The sequence below is a fragment of the Flavobacterium cryophilum genome (assembly GCF_048286555.1).
GTDB lineage: Bacteria > Bacteroidota > Bacteroidia > Flavobacteriales > Flavobacteriaceae > Flavobacterium.
The window spans coordinates 1-18368 of record NZ_JBLVPZ010000001.1; the positions used below are offsets into that span (position 1 = coordinate 1).

The window sequence follows — 18368 nt, forward strand, 5'->3', positions numbered from 1 at the left end:
AGACAATGGGGCTACAATCACACCAATTTGACGGGCCTCGAAAAAGTAAATGGGGAGCATAGTTTAATTATGCTTGTCTACAACATCAAACGCACGATAAATATTCTTGGTGTACCCAATTTAATTGCCAAAATCAAGAACTGGAACACACCCTACAAAGCAAAAGCTTGTATTGTCTTTATTACGAACTATTTTAGACTTTGTAAAGACATTATTAAAAATGAGCTACAATTTGCTGCCTAAAAAAGAGCTTGTAGTAGAACGATTGTAGTGATGTTTATGAGGATGATTTTAAGCCAAAATAGCGACTAAATGAGGTTTTTTCACAGCCTGACGTCCCGCTACTACAGCGGGTTTGGGACTAAATTAAGCCCTATTTTCGGATTAGCCAAATCTTCCAAATACAAACCAATCTTTCCATAAGCCAAATACCCAAATTGCTTCTAGCGTGTGTTGAACTAAACCTTCGGTAGCACCATTGTTGATTTTGATTATCTTACGAAGATAACTAAAATAGGATATTATGACTACAAAAAAAAGCATCCTGATGCGTTAAGAGAAAACAAAATCCTCAACCAAGCCAAGCGCGAAGTTCCTGGATTTGAGGAATTACTTCAACGATTTGAGCGTACGGTTTCCATTTTAGGAAGAAGCCAAAGCACGTTCAATAACTATTCCCGCCATGTGGCGGCTATTTCGCTTTATTTTGGTAAAATCCCAACTGAATTAGATTCTGAACAAGTACAGGATTACTTGTTTTATCAACAAAAAAAGTCAAAAACACCGTTTCAAACGTACTTTAAACACTGTGTTTACGGACTTCGGTTTTTGCTAAAATCCGAGGGTTTACCGTATGAATTTTTACGGTTGCCCTCGATAAAACACGAGAAAAAACTCCCTGTTGTTTTGAGCAAGGAAGAAGTTTGGGCGATGCTCCATTGTGCCAAGTTGCTTAAACATAAAATCCTCATTGGCTTGCTTTACGGTTGTGGACTTCGCTGCATGGAAGCTAGAAGTGTGCGTTTACAGGATTTAGATTTTGACCGAAAACAACTCAAAGTGGTGCAGGGTAAAGGCAAAAAAGACCGTTACGTACCTCTTTCAGAACATTTAATTCGTGGGCTGAAAAAATACATCGAAGCCGAAAAACCCCAAGATTATGTTTTTAATGGACAGCCTTTGCCTAATGGAGCCGGTGGCGATTTTGACAATCGGTATTCGCAACGAGGCGTGCAATGGGCAGTGAAACAAGTCGCCAAAGCAGCGGGTATTATCAAAGAAGTTCATACCCATACGCTTCGGCACAGTTATGCCACGCATTTGCTCGAAGACGGTATAGATATTATGACTTTGAAAGACCTTTTGGGACACCAGAATGTTGAGACCACAATGGAATATCTACATATTGCCCAACTCGAGAGTCAGCGCGTTTTTAGTCCACTTGATACTCTTTTTGCCCAATGCAGCGGGCGGTAAGCAGCACAGGGCGAAGTCGAAGTGAAGTAGCGGATGTACTGCGAAAAATAGGTTCAAGAATCGAAAACTATGGATTAAATACGTGGCAACTCCGCACGCTTTACGCCATTAAAAAATGTAGAACAGCCGAGTTGGGTGGTCATATCGATGCTTGCGATAGTTGTGGTACTCTCACTATAAGCTACAACTCTTGCCGCAATCGGCATTGCCCGAAGTGTCAGGGTAACAAACGAGAAGATTGGATACAAGCTAGAAGCACGGAACTCTTGCCAGTGCCATACTTCCACGTCGTTTTTACCTTACCAGAAATAATCAATTCTTTGGCGATGCATCAGCCCAAGATGGTTTATGATACCTTATTTGAAGCGACATGGGAAACGCTTCAAAGTTTTGGTAAAGGCAAGCAAATGCAAATGGGCCTGCCTGCCGGCAAGGCAGGAATGATCGCCGTTTTGCACACTTGGGGACAACAATTGAGTTTGCATCCGCACCTGCATTGCATTGTTCCAGGCGGTGGTGTGAATAAAAACGGACAATGGCAAAACAGTAGAACAGACGGTAAATTTCTGTTTCCAGTCAAGGCGTTGTCTAAGGTTTTCAGGGCTAAATTTTGCGAAAAACTCAAGGCAAAATCGCCTACTCAATACGAACAAGTCCGGCAGGAATTATGGCAAAAACCATGGGTAGTATTTGCTAAGAAACCTTTTGGAAGTCCCAAATCAGTGGTGGAATATTTGGGAAGATACACCCATAAAATAGCCATCAGCAATAATAGAATTAAGAGTATTGACGAGCAAAACGTGACTTTTGATTACAAGGATTACCGAATGGGGGGCGTTAAAAAACAAATGACACTAACTCATCAGGAATTTATCAGGCGGTTTTCGTTGCATATTTTGCCCAAACGGTTTGTGAAAATCCGTCATTATGGTTTTTTGAGCAGCACTTGGAAGCGTCAAAAGCTGAAACTTTTGCAGGAAAAACTCAAGGTAAAAGTTTTAGATAAAGCAGAAAAAAAGCCCTTTTTACCCAAGTGTCCTTTTTGTAAAACAGGCAATTTACACCGCATAGCGGTTTTTGACCAGCGTGGTCCGCCTGCTTGGTTTCTCGGCCGTAGTCAAAACGCCATTCCCTATAAAAATTAATTTTACGGGTAAGGGAACTTGTGTTCAAAAGTGAAGGAAAACATGAAAAAAACCAAGTTGAAACAACTCCACAAAAAAAGAGGAACAAAATCCTCTTGAAAATATCTCTACAATCTTTACGATAACTCCATAGTGTTGGCGGCAGGTATTCGGTTCCGTTCAACACGGTTTTCATTGTTGGTGCTGCGCACGCAACGAAATCCTAACTGTTATATGCCGTTATTTTGGAAGCCAATGCAAATAACTATGGATTAACTCTTTTTTGCCTTCAGGTAAATCAATACTTAAAAAACTTTGTTTGTTATCATCGTCGGCTTGCTTAATGCAACTTTCTATAAGGTTTAAAAGAAGTGCTGGATTTAATAAAGTTATGGTTTTATTATTAATATTAGACAATTCGCCATTCCATTCTTCCTCTGAACTAATGAGAAGATCTGTTTGTTCATTGTCGTAGTGAAAAATATAATTTTTCCCCTTTTCTATACCATATTTATTTCGTGAAATGAAACTTGCATTGTGAGTGATTCCGTTTCTTAGGGCATACACTGTTTCTAAAATTTTATCATCATCATCGAAGTTTCCAAAATAATATAAAGCTTTTTTTATTCCGCTAGAATTTGGATTTGGAAATAAAGGTCTCCTAGAGCTAGAGTAGCAATTCCCTAGTTGGTCTAAAATTGTCGTCATTCCAATTAAAGGTAAAATATACTTTGAATTTTCAAAACTAATAGCATGTCTAACTTCTCTATTGAGTCTAGAAAGTGTTGATATTACTCTAAAGTCGATTGTAGTTGTTTCATGATAGGCATTTAAATGAATGTCGATGATTTCGTTATCGGTCAAATCTTGTAAGCGTTTGTCAAAATTTCTCATTAGTTTTTTTATAGTTGCTGTTGTTTATAATGGCATATAACTTGTATAAAAGCGACACAAACCTTCGTATTCATACCCAAAAATGGGTAGATTGATAAAAGTATGTTTCGCTTTGCGTTTTCCAAATATAATTAAATTTTCTTACAATTCTATAAAAAACCGCGCATCATTGGAATGCTTTGCGTGAGGGATGGCAGCGAAAATCCTTTATGTTTTTTCTTTAAAAACATAAAGATTGCAGCGAACAGCCCGACCCAAAGTTGCGAGGAGGAACGACGAAGCAATCTGAAGGGTCACGCCCAAAAAATACGTATTCAATAAATGAGTCCATAAAAAAACCCGCAACTCTAGACTTTTGTCAAAAGGAGCGGATTTATCAAACTACAAATCTAAAAACTACTAACTAAACTCTTTATCCGGATTGTATCCTAAATACGGCATGGATTGTTCCTTGAAAACAACACCATATTCTTCTAATTCTTTTAAAATAGGCACATACACTTCTTTACGAATTGGTAATTGAACTCCAGGAGTTGTAATCTTAGCATTCAAGATTAATAAGGTCGCCATTGCAACGGGTAAACCCACTGTTTTCGCCATCGCCGTGTACGTTTGATCATCGCCAATACAAACCATTTTGGAATCTATTTGTTCTTTTTTGCCATTTAATTCGTATCCAAATTTGTGATACATGACAATCATATCTTTATCATCTTGTTGAAGCGTCCAACTATCAGTTAATATTTTCTCTATAATTTGTGCCGGAGTAGCATTCCTCAATCCTACTTTTTTGTCGCGACTAAACAAATCCAATTCCAAAAGTTTGTCCCACATGATATCATCTTGATCAATCTTCAGAATCAAACGAGTTTTGATTTCCACTGAATCCGTTGGATGATAAGGCAAGAACGAGTTCACAAATTCTCTGTAACTCATGTTTTCTGAATCTTCCATGACGTAACTATCGTCCGTCATTCCTAACTGTACAAACATATTCCATGCTTTAGAAAAACCAACTCTACGAATCGTTCCTCTGTACAAAGTCAGCACATTATCTAATCCATACACACTTCGATATTTCAGGGAATCCCGGTTCGAGTAGGCTTCAAATCGACCATACCCCTCTACATCCAGAAACTCCGTTCTGCGGAATAAATTACCATACGGAATGTATTTATACGTTCCTTCCTGAATAAATTTAGCCGCACCACCCTGCCCTGCAAGAACTACATTGCGCGGGGCCCAGGTAAATTTATAATTCCAAAGATTAGTATCCGATTCCGGCGCAACCAGCCCACCACAAAATGACTCAAAAAGAAGGATTTTACCCCCTTTGTCTTTTATTTCATCAATCACTTTCATCGCACTCATGTGGTCAATCCCCGGATCGAGCCCAATTTCATTCATGAAAATCAGATTATTCTCTTTGGCTGCAGCATCTAATTCCTGCATGGCATCACTTACGTAAGAAGCGGTAACCAAATGTTTTTTGTAAATTATGCAGTCCCTAGCTACCTCAATATGCAAATGAGCCGGCAACATAGAAATAACAATATTGGCTTTTTGTATCGCCGCTTTCCTTTGATTTTCATCAAAAATATCTAAAGCAATCGCCGTTGCATTGGGATGATTATTTGTCTTTTTTTGGGCTAATGCCAATGACAAATCACCAATAATAAGATGCAGGTTCTCTTTTTCTGATTTACATAATAAATAATGTATCAAAGATGAAGCTGATCTTCCCGCCCCGATTATTAAAATTGTTTTCATTTTTTATAATTATAACACAAACATACAAAATTGTTGTATTTATAACAAATAGCTTTGCGAAAAAAATAGCTAAGTTGTGAAATTTGATTCGGGATTAAACCAAGGTTAAAAAAGTAACGCAGCAAACATTATTAAATAACAGACAGATGCGATACTTTTGTAAAAAAATAACAATATCATGGACAAAAAAATTTTATCAACAGGAGCAATTTTCGGAATTATTGCTATAATTCTTGGCGCTTTTGGCGCCCATGCCCTAAAAAAAGTGCTGTCCATCGAGCAATTATCTACTTTTGAAACAGGTGTACGCTACCAAATGTATCATGCGTTATTTTTATTGTTTTTAGGACTTATGACACAAGTACCTCAAAGCACAAAAAAAACAATCTTTTTATTGGTTCTTATTGGTGTAATTTTGTTCTCTGGGTCCATTTATTTGTTAGCGACAAACGACCTTACTTCTTTTAATTTTAAAATTATTGGATTCGTAACTCCTATTGGCGGTCTCTTATTAATACTGGCATGGTGCGGTTTATTGCTGAACATTATGAACAAAAAATCACAAAAATAAAAGAATCAAAGGCTATCTAAAATATAATTTCTACTTTTGCAGTCTATAAAAAGAAACTACACAACAATATATTTATGGACAATAACACGCTTTTCTCGCAATCGATTTCGTTAAAAGAATTAGGAATTGAAAATGCAAAAATTCATTACCAGTTATCCCCTGAAGAATTACACGAAATAACGTTAAAATTAGCCCAGGGAATTGAAAGTTCAACTGGTGCATTAGCTGTAAATACAGGTGAATATACGGGCCGTTCTCCGCAAGACCGATATATAGTTAAAGACAGCATCAGTGAAAACCAAGTTTGGTGGGGAAAAGTAAATATCCCTTTTGAACCAACTGCTTTTGAAGCGCTTTACAACAAAGTAACGTCCTATTTATCTAATAGAGAAATTTATGTAAGAGATTCATACGTATGCGCGGATCCAAATTACAGATTAAATGTTAGAGTAGTCACAGAAACTCCTTGGGCAAACTTATTTTGCTACAATATGTTTTTAAGACCTGAAACGGAAGAATTAGCAAACTTCGACCCCGAATGGACTTTACTTTGCGTGCCTAGCTTTATGGCCGATCCAACTTTAGACGGAACACGTCAAAGCAATTTTGCAATTCTTGATTTTACACGAAAAGTAGTTTTAATAGGCGGAACTGGATATACAGGCGAAATTAAAAAGGGAATTTTCTCTGCTTTGAATTTCATTTTGCCAGTTTTCAAGAATACGTTACCAATGCACTGTAGTGCCAATGTTGGAAAAGCAGGTGATACCGCGATATTTTTTGGACTATCGGGAACCGGAAAAACAACTTTATCAGCTGATCCAAACAGAAAATTAATTGGTGATGATGAACATGGTTGGACTAATGAAAACACGGTTTTCAACTTTGAAGGTGGTTGTTATGCAAAAGTCATAAACCTTTCTGAAGAAAACGAACCAGATATTTTTAGAGCTATAAAAAAAGGAGCAATCCTAGAAAATGTAGTATTTAAAAAAGATACTGATGAAGTTGATTTTGAGGATATTTCCATAACTCAAAACACGAGAGTAAGTTATCCTATTTATCATATTGATAATATTCAGCCAGGATCTATCGGCGACAATCCAAAAAATATATTTTTCTTAACTGCCGATTCATTCGGAATATTACCTCCAATTTCTAAACTGACTCCTGGGCAGGCAGCATACCATTTTATATCCGGGTATACTGCAAAAGTTGCCGGTACAGAAGCAGGTATTACAGAACCTCAGCCTAATTTTTCTGCTTGTTTCGGTGCGCCTTTTATGCCATTACACCCAACAAAATATGCGGAAATGTTGAGTAAAAAAATGAAAGATGCGAATGTAAAAGTTTGGCTGATCAATACTGGTTGGACAGGTGGTCCATACGGAATAGGAAGCCGAATGAAGTTAAAATACACGCGCGCCATGATCACCGCCGCATTAGACGGGGAATTGGATGATGTATCCTACGACAATCACGAAGTATTTGGAATTGCAAAACCGCAAACGTGTCCCAATGTTCCTAATGAAATTTTAAATCCAAGAAACACTTGGAAAGATCCGGAACAATACGATAAAAAAGCAGTAGAATTAGCCCAAAAATTCAAAGCTAACTTTGCCAAATTTGAAGAATTTGCCAATGCCGAAATTATGGCAGGAGCACCATTGACTTAAGTTAATATTAATTCAAAACTAATAGAGCCGCTCGTAAAGAGCGGCTCTATTTTTATATATAAAAATGGCTAATTAAAAACATATCAGTCCTATATACCAATGTTTCTTTTTTGGCGTTAAATTTGTAATCATAACACGAGTCCGACAGGCGAACTGGTGAATCAATCAATCAAAAAATCATAAATCATGTTAAAGCAATTTTTTATCCTCTGTTCCGGCGCAGACAAAAACCTTCTTGAAGGCTGTTCCGAAGGCGAACAAACCAAATATGTAGGTATTGGCGCCACCGTTTTCTTTACTGCAGTAATGGCTTTTCTTGCCAGCTCGTATGCGCTGTTTACCGTTTTCGACAGCATTTATCCGGCAATCGCATTTGGTATCGTTTGGAGTTTGCTTATTTTCAACCTCGATCGTTTTATTGTTTCCACTATTCGAAAAAGAGACCGGTTTGCAAGCGAATTTCTGCAGGCAACTCCCCGAATTATTTTAGCAGTAATCATTGCGATAGTGATCTCAAAACCATTAGAAATTAAAATCTTTGAAAAAGAAATTAATACCGTTTTACTGAAAGAGAAAAATGCCATGGCTTTGAATAACAAAAAAGAAGTGTCGAATTATTTCAAATCCGATCTGGATAAAAACAAAACGGAAAGGGATAATTTAAAATTAGAAATTACCAATAAAGAAAAAGAAGTCAATACACTGTACGAAACTTATATCACAGAGGCAGAAGGAACTGCTGGAACCAAAAAATTAGGCAAAGGCCCTGTTTTTAAAGAGAAAATCGCCAAACATGATTTGGCAAAAAAAGAACTCGACACCTTACAGAAAACCAACTTGTCTAAAATTGCTGAAATGGACAAAAAGTCCCAAACTCTTCAAGCTGATTTAGACAAGAAAGTTACCGAAACCCAACCTATCATTGATGGATTCGATGGATTAATGGCCCGAATCAACGCTTTGGATAAATTGCCTTGGTTGCCTTCATTTTTTATCATGTTGTTATTTCTAGCTATAGAAACCTCCCCTATTATTGCAAAACTTTTATCACCAAAAGGCGAATACGACTATAAATTAGAAGATTTAGAAACCGCATTGAAAGCAACAATCGAACAAGACAAGTACCAGCGCAGTTTACTAGTAAAAACAAGCGCTACAATGCACGACAAAGTATACGGAGATATCGCTGAGGATAAAAAATTATATGATTTACAACGAAAAAACGCTACCGATTTATTAGAATTACAATCCCATAATTTTGTAAAAAAACAGCAAAGAACGCTTTAAGTCAAAGGTCAAAAGTCCTAAAGTCGAAAGCGAGTAAATATCTTTTGACTTTGGGACTTTCGAATTTAAGATTACATATGACTTAAAATTTCTTTTTTGAAAGCATCATATTCCCCTTGTAAAATTAACCCGTTGTCAAGCAATTTTTTGAAGTTCTGTAGTTTTTCAAAAAGTTCATCTTGCGACAAATCATTTAAAGATTTATCTTTTGATGTGACTGCAACTTCCTCGAATTCCTGATGTTCAGCAGTGAAATTCGGTTGTGAAAACGGCATTATTTCAGCGAAATTAGTCACTTCTTCTGTTTCCATTTCTTCAACAGCTTCAATTTCCTCTTCTATCGATATCGCAGGAACTTCATCAATAACTGTTGCGTTTAATATGGCGCCAACTTTCAAGATATCCAATTGTTCTTTGGCATAAGTGAAAATTTTTCGTGCTTGGATTTTAGGAATATAATCAATCGAAACTTCCATATTTGTTCGGGTCGTAAAAGAAAATTCTGAACCCAAAATATTTTCTTTGACAAATGTACCTTCAATTTCATCCCAAGTATAATCAATAAAATTCATTGAAAGTCCCAAATTTTTGGGTTGACAAATGATAATTCTTTTATTTGTCATCACAATACTATCGGGCAAAACGGTAATCGCTGGTTTTTTTTGAACAGCAATGTATCCGATTTCTTCATTCTTCATCAATAAATCACTCAATTTTGACGCGATTTTCTCAATAGCTTTTGGGTCTTGTTCTTCGTTTAAAAATTTCTTAAATTGTTCTTTCATCTGATATGCTGAATTTATTTCAAAGGGTATATTAATTTTAATCCACAATTATTCGCAAAAGTAATGCCTAATTATCTAATTCTTGAATTTCAAGCTGCAATTTCTTTGTTAAACTTTTGAAAACCAATTCATAGGAATGATCAATTAACTCTTTGACAAGCGCATCCGAAACTGACTCATTTACAGCAATTGTATTCCAATGGATTTTACTCATGTGAAAACCCGCCTGAATAGCATCGTATTCAGCACGCAATTCCTGAGCACGCTCCGGATCACATTTTAAATTAACTGATGGCTGCCCTTTCTCCCATTGGCTTAAAGAAGATAAGGCAAACATTTTTCCACCCACTTTAAATACCAACGTATCTTCATCAAAAGGAAAATGTTCCGTCATTCCTTTCTTGGAACCACAATATTCGTAATACGTTTCTAGGTTCATTGTTTATTTTTTTCCTATTTGGCCCAAATGAGTATACTTAAACCCCGTTTCATATTTCAAGCCATAACCAAACATCCGATCCATTGAAGAGTGGGAAAATAAAATTACTCCTGAAAGTTGAATTAATGAATTTGAATAATAAATCCCAATAAAATACAATGCAATGGCAATTGCTCGATGATGAAACAAATTGTAACAGAAAGCTCCTGATTTAGTTCCAAAAACATACCCAATCATGGATAAATCCGGAACTAAAATTAAAACCAGAAACCACCACCAAGCATAATCCAATCGATCGAAAAGATAAATTCCTAGCACAAATAACCATAACTCTTCTAGCTTTAATGTGTTTTTCATAGTATTTTATACAAAACCGGCTTACTCGGACTCGCATCATTTTCAAAAGATGAGATTTGTAAATTCAGCAAATAAGTACCGTCTTTCACCTCATCTGGAACAAAAATCATCTCGGTAATCGTACAATTTAATCTAGCATCTGCATTCAGATTGTTGACATCGGTTACATTCCAAAAGGCTTTGTGCGCCAATAATTTTCCATCATCTTTTTCTTTATCGACACTTGGCAAATCAATTAATAAATGCTGAATTCCGATTTCGCGAATAAAACGCGCAGCCTCTTCATTTAGATAAGGCGGATTCGTATTCGAATATTTTAAAGATTTTTTTATTTTAAAATTAGGTAGAGTTCTAATAATTAGGGCTTCTTTTGGAACACCTAACTTTAATGTCACATCGAGCGCAGTCGAGATGCTATCCAGTGTAATCACCAAATCTTCTCCTTGTAGTTCTGGCACAACCGAAATCAATTCGGCCAAAAATAAAAATTGTTTCAACGATTGATTTATACTGTAAAATTCTCGTGTAATATGCCCCAGACACTCGGTGTGCGTTCCATGTCCGTGTGGATTGAAGAAAATATTATTGAAATTGGTAGACGATTTTCCTTCCGAAACTTTGCCAATCCATTCCCCAAAAACAACAGGTTCAATGACTGGTTTCTCGATATACCAAGCAATTGGATTCTCGTCTGTATTCGTTAACGGAATCGAAATATCAATGGGTTTTGATAAATCGACTTCAATGGTTTGGTTGTTATTTTGAATTGTTGCTAACATTTATGCTGAATTTATTTCAGCATCTCATCTGGAGATACTTTATAAGTTCAAATATAAATCTTTTAATTCAGGATTTGAAAGTTTTGCAATATTCCATTTCCAATCTTTATGCCAATTTTTAAGTTGTTTTTCTCTTTTAAAAGCATCACTTAAATCATCAAACTCCTCAAAATAGATTAAAATTGTAGCATTATATTTTTTTGTAAAAACTGCGCCTGTACCACTTCTATGACAATCAATTCTATTTTTAAGATTTTTGGTAGCTCCAACATACAAAATAGTGGCATTTTTATTAGTCAAAATATATGTAAATCCTTTTTCCATACAAGAATCAATTAAAAATTAACAGATCCTGAAACTAGTTCAGGATAAATAAGTCTGATGCAATTCCATCTGTCAAAAACTTTCCTTTTTTGGTGGGCTTCAAAATATTGTTTTCGATAAAAACCAAATCATCCTCGAGGAATTTCTGAGTCTGTTTATTCAAATATTCCAAATATTCACTTCCAAATTCTGTTTCGACTCTTTCCAAAGAGACGCCCCAAATCGTTCGTAAACCCGTCATAACATATTCGTTATATCGGTCAGTAATCGAAAGAATTTCTATTTCGTTGGGTAATATATCTTCTTGAATGGATTTCAAATAAAGAGAATTATTCGACACATTCCAACTTCTGGAAACGCCATTATAACTGTGCGCAGAAGGACCAATTCCAATGTATTTTTTTCCCAACCAATACGCCGAATTATTCTTGGAGAAATAATTTGCCTTCCCAAAATTTGATATTTCATAATGTATAAAATCATTGGCTTCGAGCGTTTGTACCAAAATAGCAAAATGTTCTTGGGCGACTTCATCTTTCGGAGCGGCAATTTTTCCGGTTTGAATCAGTTTATTCAAAGCGGTTTTTGGTTCTACCGTCAAAGCATAACTCGAGATATGCGGAATCGCAAAAGACAATGCTGTTTCAATGTTTTGTTTCCATTTCTCATTGCTCATTCCCGGAATTCCATAAATCAAATCAAGGGAAATATTGTCAAAATACTGCATCGCTACTTCGAGGCATTTTTTGGCTTCCGCCGAATTATGGGCGCGGTTCATCAGTTTTAAATCTTCTTCAAAAAAAGATTGAATCCCGATGCTTAATCGGTTGATTTTACTTTCAACCAATTCAATTATTCGTTCCCTTGACAAATCATCAGGATTGGCTTCGAGTGTGATTTCAGGACTTTCCGAAACAGAATAGTTTGCATACACTTCAGCAATCAGAAAATTAATTTCTTCAGAAGTCAATACGCTTGGCGTTCCTCCGCCGAAATAAATGGTCTCTACTATTTGATTTTTAAACTCGCTTTTGCGCATTTGAATTTCTTTGGCAATAGCCAAAACCATCTGTTCTTTCTTTTGCATCGAAGTCGAAAAATGAAAGTCGCAGTAATGACACGCCTGCTTGCAAAAAGGGATATGGATATAGATTCCGCTCATTTAGTAATGTTCAGTCGCAGTCGCAGTTTCCAGTTGTTGAGACTGAAAACTGCGACTGAAAACTATTTTTTTATTCGTTCTTCGTTTTGTTTCACAAAAGCACCCCAACCGGTATAACTTTTCTCTCCAACCACTTTTCCAGAATTGAAAAAATGACAAACCGCAGCTGCTAATCCGTCCGTGCTATCGAGGTTTTTCGGTAGTTCTTTCAAGCCAAGCAGTTGTTGAAGCATTTTAGCTACTTGTTCTTTGCTGGCGTTTCCGTTGCCGGTAATCGCCATTTTTATTTTCTTGGGTTCGTATTCAGTAATGGGAATATCTCTCGAAAGTCCTGCTGCCATGGCCACACCTTGCGCGCGTCCTAACTTGAGCATCGATTGCACATTTTTACCAAAAAAAGGCGCTTCAATTGCAATTTCGTCTGGATTATGAGTATCGATTAACTCAATGGTACGCTCAAAAATGATTTTCAGCTTTTGATAATGGTTGTCGTATTTGGACAATTGCAATTCGTTCAGCTGCAAAAATTCCATTTTTTTATTGACAATTTTTATCAATCCAAAACCCATAATGGTCGTTCCTGGGTCAATTCCTAATATGATGCGTTCGTTTGCCAATGATTTAGTTTAAAGTTTAAAGTCTAAAAGTTTAAAGTTTTGTTACTTTGCACCAATGATTTCAATTCCACACAAAATTAAGCAATTCCTAGTACTTCTAATCAAACTTTTGATTGTGGGCGGTGCGTTTTATTTTATTTACAATCAATTGGCTAACAACGACAAACTGAATTGGCAAAAATTCATTGTTTTATTCCAGAAAAACCAGTCCATTGGCGGAATCGCCTTTATTCTATTGTTGAGCGTTTTAAATCGGTTTTTTGAAATCTTGAAATGGCAAAACTTAGTCAAATTTATCCATAAAATATCGTTGGGCGAAGCAACCAAACAAGTTCTTGGAGCATTAACCGCGGGACTTTTTACGCCAAATGGAATTGGAGAATATGCCGGAAAAGCATTGTTTTTTGACAAATCACACACAAAAAAAGTGATTTTCTTGAACCTGATTTGCAACGGAATCCAAATGATAGTGACCGTTATTTTTGGGATTTTCGGCTTATTGTATTTTAACTCGCAATACAATGTGATTACCGCAAAAACGGTAGCACTACTTTTTGGATTTCTAATACTTCTTTTCATTGTTTTATTTTCGGTCAAAAAAATTACTGTCAAAGGTTATTCTATAGAAAAACTGATTCAAAAAATTAATGAAATCCCAAAATCAATTCATCAAAAAAACATCTTTTTAGGCATTTGCCGATATCTGGTTTTTTCGCACCAATACTACTTTTTGTTTTTGGCTTTTGATGTTGATTTACCGTATTTAACATTGCTTGCAACAATCACAAGCGTGTACTTTCTGGCTTCCTCCTTACCCACTTTTCAGTTTTTAGACTTTGCTGTAAAAGGAAGTGTTGCGGTTTATTTCTTTGGAATTCTTGGTGTAAACGAATGGATTGTGATTTTTATCTCGACTTTAATGTGGTTTTTGAACGTAGTTTTACCCGTGATAATTGGCACTTATTATGTATTGAATTTTAAAATCCTCTCCCCAACCCTCTCTAAAGGAGAGAGAGACGAAACTTTATAAAACAACGATGATTACAATTATTTTACACATCATAATCCTCTCTTATTGCTTTGCGATAATTGCACTGATTTATGGTTTCACCAAAGTAACTGCAGTTGAACTTGCCGGCTTAACGCCAAAAACAAAATTCTCGATTATCGTACCTTTTCGGAATGAAGCTGAAAATCTACCTGTTTTATTAGAAAGTTTGTCGAAGCTGAATTATCCGATGGAATTGTTTGAAGTGATTTTGGTCGACGATGAATCTGAGGAAATGTTTTTAGTTCCAAGTGTAAAGTTTAAAACTTCAATTATAAAGAACATTCGGGTTACGAATTCGCCCAAGAAAGATGCTATTGTAACTGCGATGCAAATTGTAAATACGGATTGGATTATCACCACCGATGCCGATTGTGTGGTCAATGAAAACTGGCTATTGACCTTGGACAATTACATTCAGCTTCATGATGTTGCGATGATTGCCGGAGCGGTAACATATGATTGTGACAATTCATTTTTGCATCATTTCCAGCAATTGGATCTAGCGAGTTTACAAGGCGCAACTATTGGGAGTTTTGGCATTGACAAAGGATTCATGTGCAATGGCGCCAATTTTGCGTATACCAAATCATTTTTTAAAAAGCTGCATGGTTTCGAAGGAAATGATGGCATTGCCAGCGGTGATGATGTTTTCTTGTTACAAAAAGCGATTGCCCATTTTCCTAAAAAAGTATGTTATCTAAAATCTCACAGCAATATTGTCATCACAAAACCATTGAACGATTGGAAATCGTTATTCTACCAACGAGTTCGATGGGCTTCAAAAACAAGTTCGTATCAAAGCTCTTTCGGCAAAGGATTAGCAATCCTGGTTTTTATGGGGAATTTGTGTTTGGTTTTAGGTGTTGGGTGTTGGGTGTTTAGCGTTATTCCGTTTCAAAATATAGTTTTGCTGTTCCTTTTAAAATTTCTTGTTGATACCGTTTTGATTTACAAAGCCAATCAATTTTTAACCAAGACCAAAATACAATATTTGATTTTGAGTAGTTTGTTCTATCCTTTTTTTAGTGTGAGCGTGGCTTTGTATTCTTTGTTTGGAAAATACGAATGGAAAGGCAGAAAATTCTAATTTGCACTAAAACCCTAGCCCAGATGGAAACGGCATCCTTTTTCTTTTTTTCTTTAAAAAGAAAAAGATACAGTGAACAGCTGGAAGCAGCTCCAAAAAAAATCTACTCCACTTTAAGAACAACCGGAAGAATAAATTGCGTTTTTACTGGAATTCCTCGCTTGATAGCTGGATTAATTTTGGGGAAATCAACCAAACGGACTCTAAGAATACTGTCAATTTTAATTTTGTCGTACGCAACAGAATCTTTTGGAAACTGCGGTTCAAATTGCAGGGTTGCATTTGGAAAAACAGTGACCTTTACTTCAATTGTATCTAATTCAGGATATTGGATTGAAAGGGTGTCAACGCTCAACTTCTCTTGAATAAGCTGCGTTAAAACTTCAAAAAAACACTGTTGCCGTTGCTTTTTATCTTCTATTTTTTCACAATTAGCTACCGATGGATATTCATCTACTTCTTTCCAATTGATCGCTTTCAGTTCCCTTTGCAATAATTCCTTTTCCGAAGGAATTTGTTTGTCCAAGTACTGACAGGAATTTAAAAATATAAATACTAAAAAGAGGTAATATTGCTTCAAGGTTTTGTTTTTGAATTGAACTAATAATCTATAAAAATACAATTATTTTTTTTGCGATGCTTTCGAAAGCAAATAATTTTCGTAGTTGTCAGCAAACCTTTTCCTTTTGTTTTCAGCTGCCATTTCTTTTTGATCTGGATATAAACCTGCCACTCAATTTGAAAAAACAGCACTTTAAATCGTATACTAAGACCATTCCTACTTTGCGAACACCAACTTCAGATTTAATTTTTTGTCGAAAAATTAAAAGAAAAGCGTTTCAAACTCTTTAACATAAAAATTCAATACTTTTACTGTATTCTCGCATTACATAGCCTCTTAACGCATTATTGCTATTTACATTTTTTTCAAGGCTTTTATAGTCCCGGAAGAAAAAGTAAAAAAAGAACATCCTTGAAAATGAAACAATTCATTTGATCGCTTTCATAAGGTAATTACGTTTTGCTTTTCTGTTTTCAAAATTACTAAAAATAAATATATGGACATACTGCTTTTGACTCTTGGTTTCTTGTGTGTGATTTTAGGTCTTTTTGGTAGCTTTTTACCTGTTTTACCTGGACCTGGCATCAGTTGGGTTGGATTAGTATTCCTTTATTTCACAAATGCTGTTCCGGCAAATTATTGGGTTTTAGGAATTGCTTTATTGATCACCGTAATTATATCGGTTTTAGATTACGTGATACCAGCTAAAGGAACCAAGAGATTTGGCGGGAGTTCCTATGGTATTTGGGGAACAAACATCGGACTTATTGTTGGAATTCTTGCTCCTGTCCCTTTTGGGTTTATTATAGGTCCGTTTGTTGGCGCACTCATTGGAGAACTTATTTATGATTTTAAAGACCATAATCGGGCTTTAAAAGCTGCGACAGGCTCTTTTATAGGCTTTTTAGCTTCCAGCTTTATGAAATTTGTAGTTTGCGTAATGTATTTGGGATTGTTTATTTGGATTGTATGGCAGCATAAATCCGATTTATTCTAACGAATTGTGCGTTTTAGATATATACGACAACAAAAAAGCCTTTCAGTAGCGAAAGGCTTTCCGCTATTTAGCGGTCTGGACGGGACTCGAACCCGCGACCCCATGCGTGACAGGCATGTATTCTAACCAACTGAACTACCAAACCTGCTTTATTTTTAAATCAAAAAAGCTATCCACCAAAGTGGAAAGCTTTTCATTGGTCTAACTACTAAACCCGGTCAGCTTACAAGGCCGACCAAACAACACAACTAACTTTAGATACTTTACAGGGGCAAAAAAGCCTTTCTGTTACGAAAGGCTTTCCCCAATATTGCGGTCTGGACGGGACTCGAACCCGCGACCCCATGCGTGACAGGCATGTATTCTAACCAACTGAACTACCAAACCTCTGCGTTATTGCGGTGGCAAAGATACAATAGATTTCCGTTTACACAAGCGTTTTTAAAAAAAATATTTGACAAAGTTTAACTGGATTATCCAAAGTTTTGTTTTTCAACTAGGTATGTCATTAAAATTTTTTCAAAACTTTCCCCAACGCTTACCGGAATGTACTTTATTCGGTTTTGCGAGCAGGTTAAGGCAAGCTTTTTAAAGTAACTCTCGATCTGTTTTTCGTATTCTTCTTTGACATTATCGGCAAAAACAGCTACTTCTTCGCCCGTTTCCACATCAATAAACTTCTTTGGAGCATTGTCAAAGTCAAAATTCAGCTCCGTTTTGGTATCGACAACATGAAATAAAACTACTTTATGCTTATTATGTTTTAAATGTTGTAAGGCATTAAACAGCTCTTCTTCATTGCCGGACTGAAACATATCCGTAAATAAGATAATCATCGAACGACGGTGAATTTTCTCCGCTATTTGATGTAAAAATGTAATTGTATCGGTGCTTTTTGTAGCTATAGGTTTTTCTAAGAGCCCTTCGAGTGTGTTTAAGATCATTCTGTGATGGCGATCACTGCCTTTTTCAGGGGCATAATACTCGTATCTATCCGAAAACACGCTGATTCCCACAGCATCGCGTTGCTTCTTCAAGAGATTCATTAAAACGGCCGAAGCCAAAACTGAAAACCCAATCTTATTCTCAAAAAAATTCTGGCTGTCTTTTAATTTAGGATAATGCATCGACGACGAATTATCGATGATAAGATGACAGCGCAAATTAGTTTCTTCCTCAAATCGTTTGGTGTACAAACGATCCGTTTTGGCAAACAACTTCCAATCGATGTGTTTTGTGCTTTCTCCAACATTGTACACTTTATGCTCAGCAAATTCTGCTGAAAATCCATGAAACGGACTTTTATGCATTCCTGAAATAAAACCTTCCACAACTTGATTGGCCAGCAACTCCAGATGCTGAAAACTAGAAATTTTCTCTATTTGCGATTCGATCTTCATATCTCAAATG

General features: G+C 36.2%; 19 protein-coding genes, 2 tRNA genes and 1 pseudogene. 9 read left to right on the plus strand and 13 right to left on the minus strand.

Annotated elements, in window-relative coordinates; all coding sequences use genetic code 11:
- The 3 genes and pseudogenes from ACNQGJ_RS00005 to ACNQGJ_RS00015 all read left to right on the plus strand — a co-directional run.
- Positions 1-243 (plus strand): annotated as a pseudogene (locus ACNQGJ_RS00005) (hypothetical protein); the annotation flags it as partial.
- Between the two features lie 441 nt (positions 244-684).
- Positions 685-1476, plus strand: coding sequence for a tyrosine-type recombinase/integrase (locus ACNQGJ_RS00010; RefSeq protein ID WP_417980291.1), 792 nt, complete (start codon positions 685-687; stop codon positions 1474-1476).
- Positions 1461-2621: an IS91 family transposase gene (locus ACNQGJ_RS00015; RefSeq protein ID WP_417971332.1), complete on the plus strand. Its 1161-nt coding sequence runs from the start codon at positions 1461-1463 to the stop codon at positions 2619-2621. The genes ACNQGJ_RS00010 and ACNQGJ_RS00015 overlap by 16 nt, the downstream gene beginning before the upstream one ends.
- Before the next feature lie 219 nt (positions 2622-2840).
- On the opposite strand, the gene ACNQGJ_RS00020 is transcribed toward ACNQGJ_RS00015, so the two are convergent.
- The gene (locus ACNQGJ_RS00020) at positions 2841-3494 is read right to left on the minus strand and encodes a hypothetical protein (protein WP_417971330.1); all 654 of its coding nucleotides are present in this window, start codon (positions 3492-3494) and stop codon (positions 2841-2843) included.
- 399 nt (positions 3495-3893) lie between these two features.
- Positions 3894-5264 carry a saccharopine dehydrogenase family protein gene (locus tag ACNQGJ_RS00025; RefSeq protein ID WP_417971328.1) on the minus strand — a complete coding sequence of 457 codons (1371 nt, stop codon included), beginning with the start codon at positions 5262-5264 and terminating at the stop codon, positions 3894-3896.
- 178 nt (positions 5265-5442) lie between these two features.
- Between ACNQGJ_RS00025 and ACNQGJ_RS00030 the strand changes: the two genes are divergently transcribed.
- The 3 genes from ACNQGJ_RS00030 (at position 5443) to ACNQGJ_RS00040 (ending at position 8798) form a co-directional block, all read left to right on the plus strand.
- The gene (locus tag ACNQGJ_RS00030) at positions 5443-5835 is read left to right on the plus strand and encodes a DUF423 domain-containing protein (protein WP_417971326.1); all 393 of its coding nucleotides are present in this window, start codon (positions 5443-5445) and stop codon (positions 5833-5835) included.
- A gap of 74 nt (positions 5836-5909) precedes the next feature.
- A complete protein-coding gene (gene pckA, locus ACNQGJ_RS00035) occupies positions 5910-7511 on the plus strand; it encodes a phosphoenolpyruvate carboxykinase (ATP) (RefSeq protein ID WP_417971324.1) in 1602 nt (533 codons plus the stop codon).
- A gap of 186 nt (positions 7512-7697) precedes the next feature.
- Positions 7698-8798, plus strand: a complete 1101-nt coding sequence (locus ACNQGJ_RS00040) for a DUF4407 domain-containing protein (RefSeq protein ID WP_417971322.1) — start codon at positions 7698-7700, stop codon at positions 8796-8798.
- Positions 8799-8869: 71 nt separating this feature from the next.
- On the opposite strand, the gene ACNQGJ_RS00045 is transcribed toward ACNQGJ_RS00040, so the two are convergent.
- The 7 genes from ACNQGJ_RS00045 to ruvC all read right to left on the minus strand — a co-directional run bounded on the left by ACNQGJ_RS00045 (position 8870) and on the right by ruvC (position 13261).
- Positions 8870-9583, minus strand: a complete 714-nt coding sequence (locus ACNQGJ_RS00045) for a PH domain-containing protein (protein WP_417971320.1) — start codon at positions 9581-9583, stop codon at positions 8870-8872.
- Between the two features lie 67 nt (positions 9584-9650).
- Positions 9651-10022 carry an MmcQ/YjbR family DNA-binding protein gene (locus tag ACNQGJ_RS00050; protein ID WP_417971318.1) on the minus strand — a complete coding sequence of 124 codons (372 nt, stop codon included), beginning with the start codon at positions 10020-10022 and terminating at the stop codon, positions 9651-9653.
- Positions 10023-10025: 3 nt separating this feature from the next.
- A complete protein-coding gene (locus ACNQGJ_RS00055; protein WP_417971316.1) occupies positions 10026-10379 on the minus strand; it encodes a DUF4260 domain-containing protein in 354 nt (117 codons plus the stop codon).
- Positions 10376-11158 (minus strand): cyclase family protein, encoded by a 783-nt coding sequence (locus ACNQGJ_RS00060; RefSeq protein WP_417971314.1) that lies wholly within the window; start codon positions 11156-11158, stop codon positions 10376-10378. The genes ACNQGJ_RS00055 and ACNQGJ_RS00060 overlap by 4 nt, the downstream gene beginning before the upstream one ends.
- 39 nt (positions 11159-11197) lie before the next feature.
- Positions 11198-11482, minus strand: coding sequence for a GIY-YIG nuclease family protein (locus tag ACNQGJ_RS00065; RefSeq protein WP_417971312.1), 285 nt, complete (start codon positions 11480-11482; stop codon positions 11198-11200).
- Between the two features lie 34 nt (positions 11483-11516).
- Entirely contained in the window at positions 11517-12644 is a 1128-nt protein-coding gene (hemW, locus tag ACNQGJ_RS00070; protein ID WP_417971310.1) for a radical SAM family heme chaperone HemW, read from the minus strand.
- 62 nt (positions 12645-12706) lie between these two features.
- Positions 12707-13261 (minus strand): crossover junction endodeoxyribonuclease RuvC, encoded by a 555-nt coding sequence (gene ruvC / locus ACNQGJ_RS00075; protein WP_417971308.1) that lies wholly within the window; start codon positions 13259-13261, stop codon positions 12707-12709.
- A 55-nt stretch (positions 13262-13316) separates the two neighbouring features.
- On the opposite strand from ruvC, the gene ACNQGJ_RS00080 reads away from it, so the two are divergent.
- Together ACNQGJ_RS00080 and ACNQGJ_RS00085 are read left to right on the plus strand one after the other, a co-directional pair.
- Positions 13317-14291, plus strand: a complete 975-nt coding sequence (locus tag ACNQGJ_RS00080; RefSeq protein ID WP_417971306.1) for a hypothetical protein — start codon at positions 13317-13319, stop codon at positions 14289-14291.
- Between the two features lie 7 nt (positions 14292-14298).
- Positions 14299-15399, plus strand: coding sequence for a glycosyltransferase family 2 protein (locus ACNQGJ_RS00085; protein ID WP_417971304.1), 1101 nt, complete (start codon positions 14299-14301; stop codon positions 15397-15399).
- Between the two features lie 103 nt (positions 15400-15502).
- On the opposite strand, the gene ACNQGJ_RS00090 is transcribed toward ACNQGJ_RS00085, so the two are convergent.
- Positions 15503-15979: a hypothetical protein gene (locus ACNQGJ_RS00090; RefSeq protein ID WP_417971302.1), complete on the minus strand. Its 477-nt coding sequence runs from the start codon at positions 15977-15979 to the stop codon at positions 15503-15505.
- Positions 15980-16457: 478 nt separating this feature from the next.
- Between ACNQGJ_RS00090 and ACNQGJ_RS00095 the strand changes: the two genes are divergently transcribed.
- Complete coding sequence (locus tag ACNQGJ_RS00095) at positions 16458-16958, plus strand: DUF456 domain-containing protein (protein WP_417971300.1); 501 nt, start codon at positions 16458-16460, stop codon at positions 16956-16958.
- Between the two features lie 71 nt (positions 16959-17029).
- On the opposite strand, the gene ACNQGJ_RS00100 is transcribed toward ACNQGJ_RS00095, so the two are convergent.
- The 3 genes from ACNQGJ_RS00100 to ACNQGJ_RS00110 all read right to left on the minus strand — a co-directional run bounded on the left by ACNQGJ_RS00100 (position 17030) and on the right by ACNQGJ_RS00110 (position 18358).
- A tRNA-Asp gene (locus tag ACNQGJ_RS00100) sits at positions 17030-17103 on the minus strand.
- 168 nt (positions 17104-17271) lie between these two features.
- Positions 17272-17345, minus strand: a tRNA-Asp gene (locus ACNQGJ_RS00105).
- An 86-nt stretch (positions 17346-17431) separates the two neighbouring features.
- Positions 17432-18358, minus strand: coding sequence for a DUF58 domain-containing protein (locus ACNQGJ_RS00110; RefSeq protein WP_417971298.1), 927 nt, complete (start codon positions 18356-18358; stop codon positions 17432-17434).
- Positions 18359-18368: the final 10 nt, after the last annotated feature.

What these genes read in the sequence shown, in the direction of transcription:
- ACNQGJ_RS00015 (WP_417971332.1), top strand. Translation starts at nt 1,461, where the DNA reads ATGCAGCGGGCGGTAAGCAGCACAGGGCGAAGTCGAAGTGAAGTAGCG.
- ACNQGJ_RS00020 (WP_417971330.1), bottom strand. Translation starts at nt 3,494, where the DNA reads ATGAGAAATTTTGACAAACGCTTACAAGATTTGACCGATAACGAAATC.
- ACNQGJ_RS00025 (WP_417971328.1), bottom strand. Translation starts at nt 5,264, where the DNA reads ATGAAAACAATTTTAATAATCGGGGCGGGAAGATCAGCTTCATCTTTG.
- ACNQGJ_RS00030 (WP_417971326.1), top strand. Translation starts at nt 5,443, where the DNA reads ATGGACAAAAAAATTTTATCAACAGGAGCAATTTTCGGAATTATTGCT.
- pckA (WP_417971324.1), top strand. Translation starts at nt 5,910, where the DNA reads ATGGACAATAACACGCTTTTCTCGCAATCGATTTCGTTAAAAGAATTA.
- ACNQGJ_RS00040 (WP_417971322.1), top strand. Translation starts at nt 7,698, where the DNA reads ATGTTAAAGCAATTTTTTATCCTCTGTTCCGGCGCAGACAAAAACCTT.
- ACNQGJ_RS00045 (WP_417971320.1), bottom strand. Translation starts at nt 9,583, where the DNA reads ATGAAAGAACAATTTAAGAAATTTTTAAACGAAGAACAAGACCCAAAA.
- ACNQGJ_RS00050 (WP_417971318.1), bottom strand. Translation starts at nt 10,022, where the DNA reads ATGAACCTAGAAACGTATTACGAATATTGTGGTTCCAAGAAAGGAATG.
- ACNQGJ_RS00055 (WP_417971316.1), bottom strand. Translation starts at nt 10,379, where the DNA reads ATGAAAAACACATTAAAGCTAGAAGAGTTATGGTTATTTGTGCTAGGA.
- ACNQGJ_RS00060 (WP_417971314.1), bottom strand. Translation starts at nt 11,158, where the DNA reads ATGTTAGCAACAATTCAAAATAACAACCAAACCATTGAAGTCGATTTA.
- ACNQGJ_RS00065 (WP_417971312.1), bottom strand. Translation starts at nt 11,482, where the DNA reads ATGGAAAAAGGATTTACATATATTTTGACTAATAAAAATGCCACTATT.
- hemW (WP_417971310.1), bottom strand. Translation starts at nt 12,644, where the DNA reads ATGAGCGGAATCTATATCCATATCCCTTTTTGCAAGCAGGCGTGTCAT.
- ACNQGJ_RS00080 (WP_417971306.1), top strand. Translation starts at nt 13,317, where the DNA reads ATGATTTCAATTCCACACAAAATTAAGCAATTCCTAGTACTTCTAATC.
- ACNQGJ_RS00085 (WP_417971304.1), top strand. Translation starts at nt 14,299, where the DNA reads ATGATTACAATTATTTTACACATCATAATCCTCTCTTATTGCTTTGCG.
- ACNQGJ_RS00095 (WP_417971300.1), top strand. Translation starts at nt 16,458, where the DNA reads ATGGACATACTGCTTTTGACTCTTGGTTTCTTGTGTGTGATTTTAGGT.
- ACNQGJ_RS00110 (WP_417971298.1), bottom strand. Translation starts at nt 18,358, where the DNA reads ATGAAGATCGAATCGCAAATAGAGAAAATTTCTAGTTTTCAGCATCTG.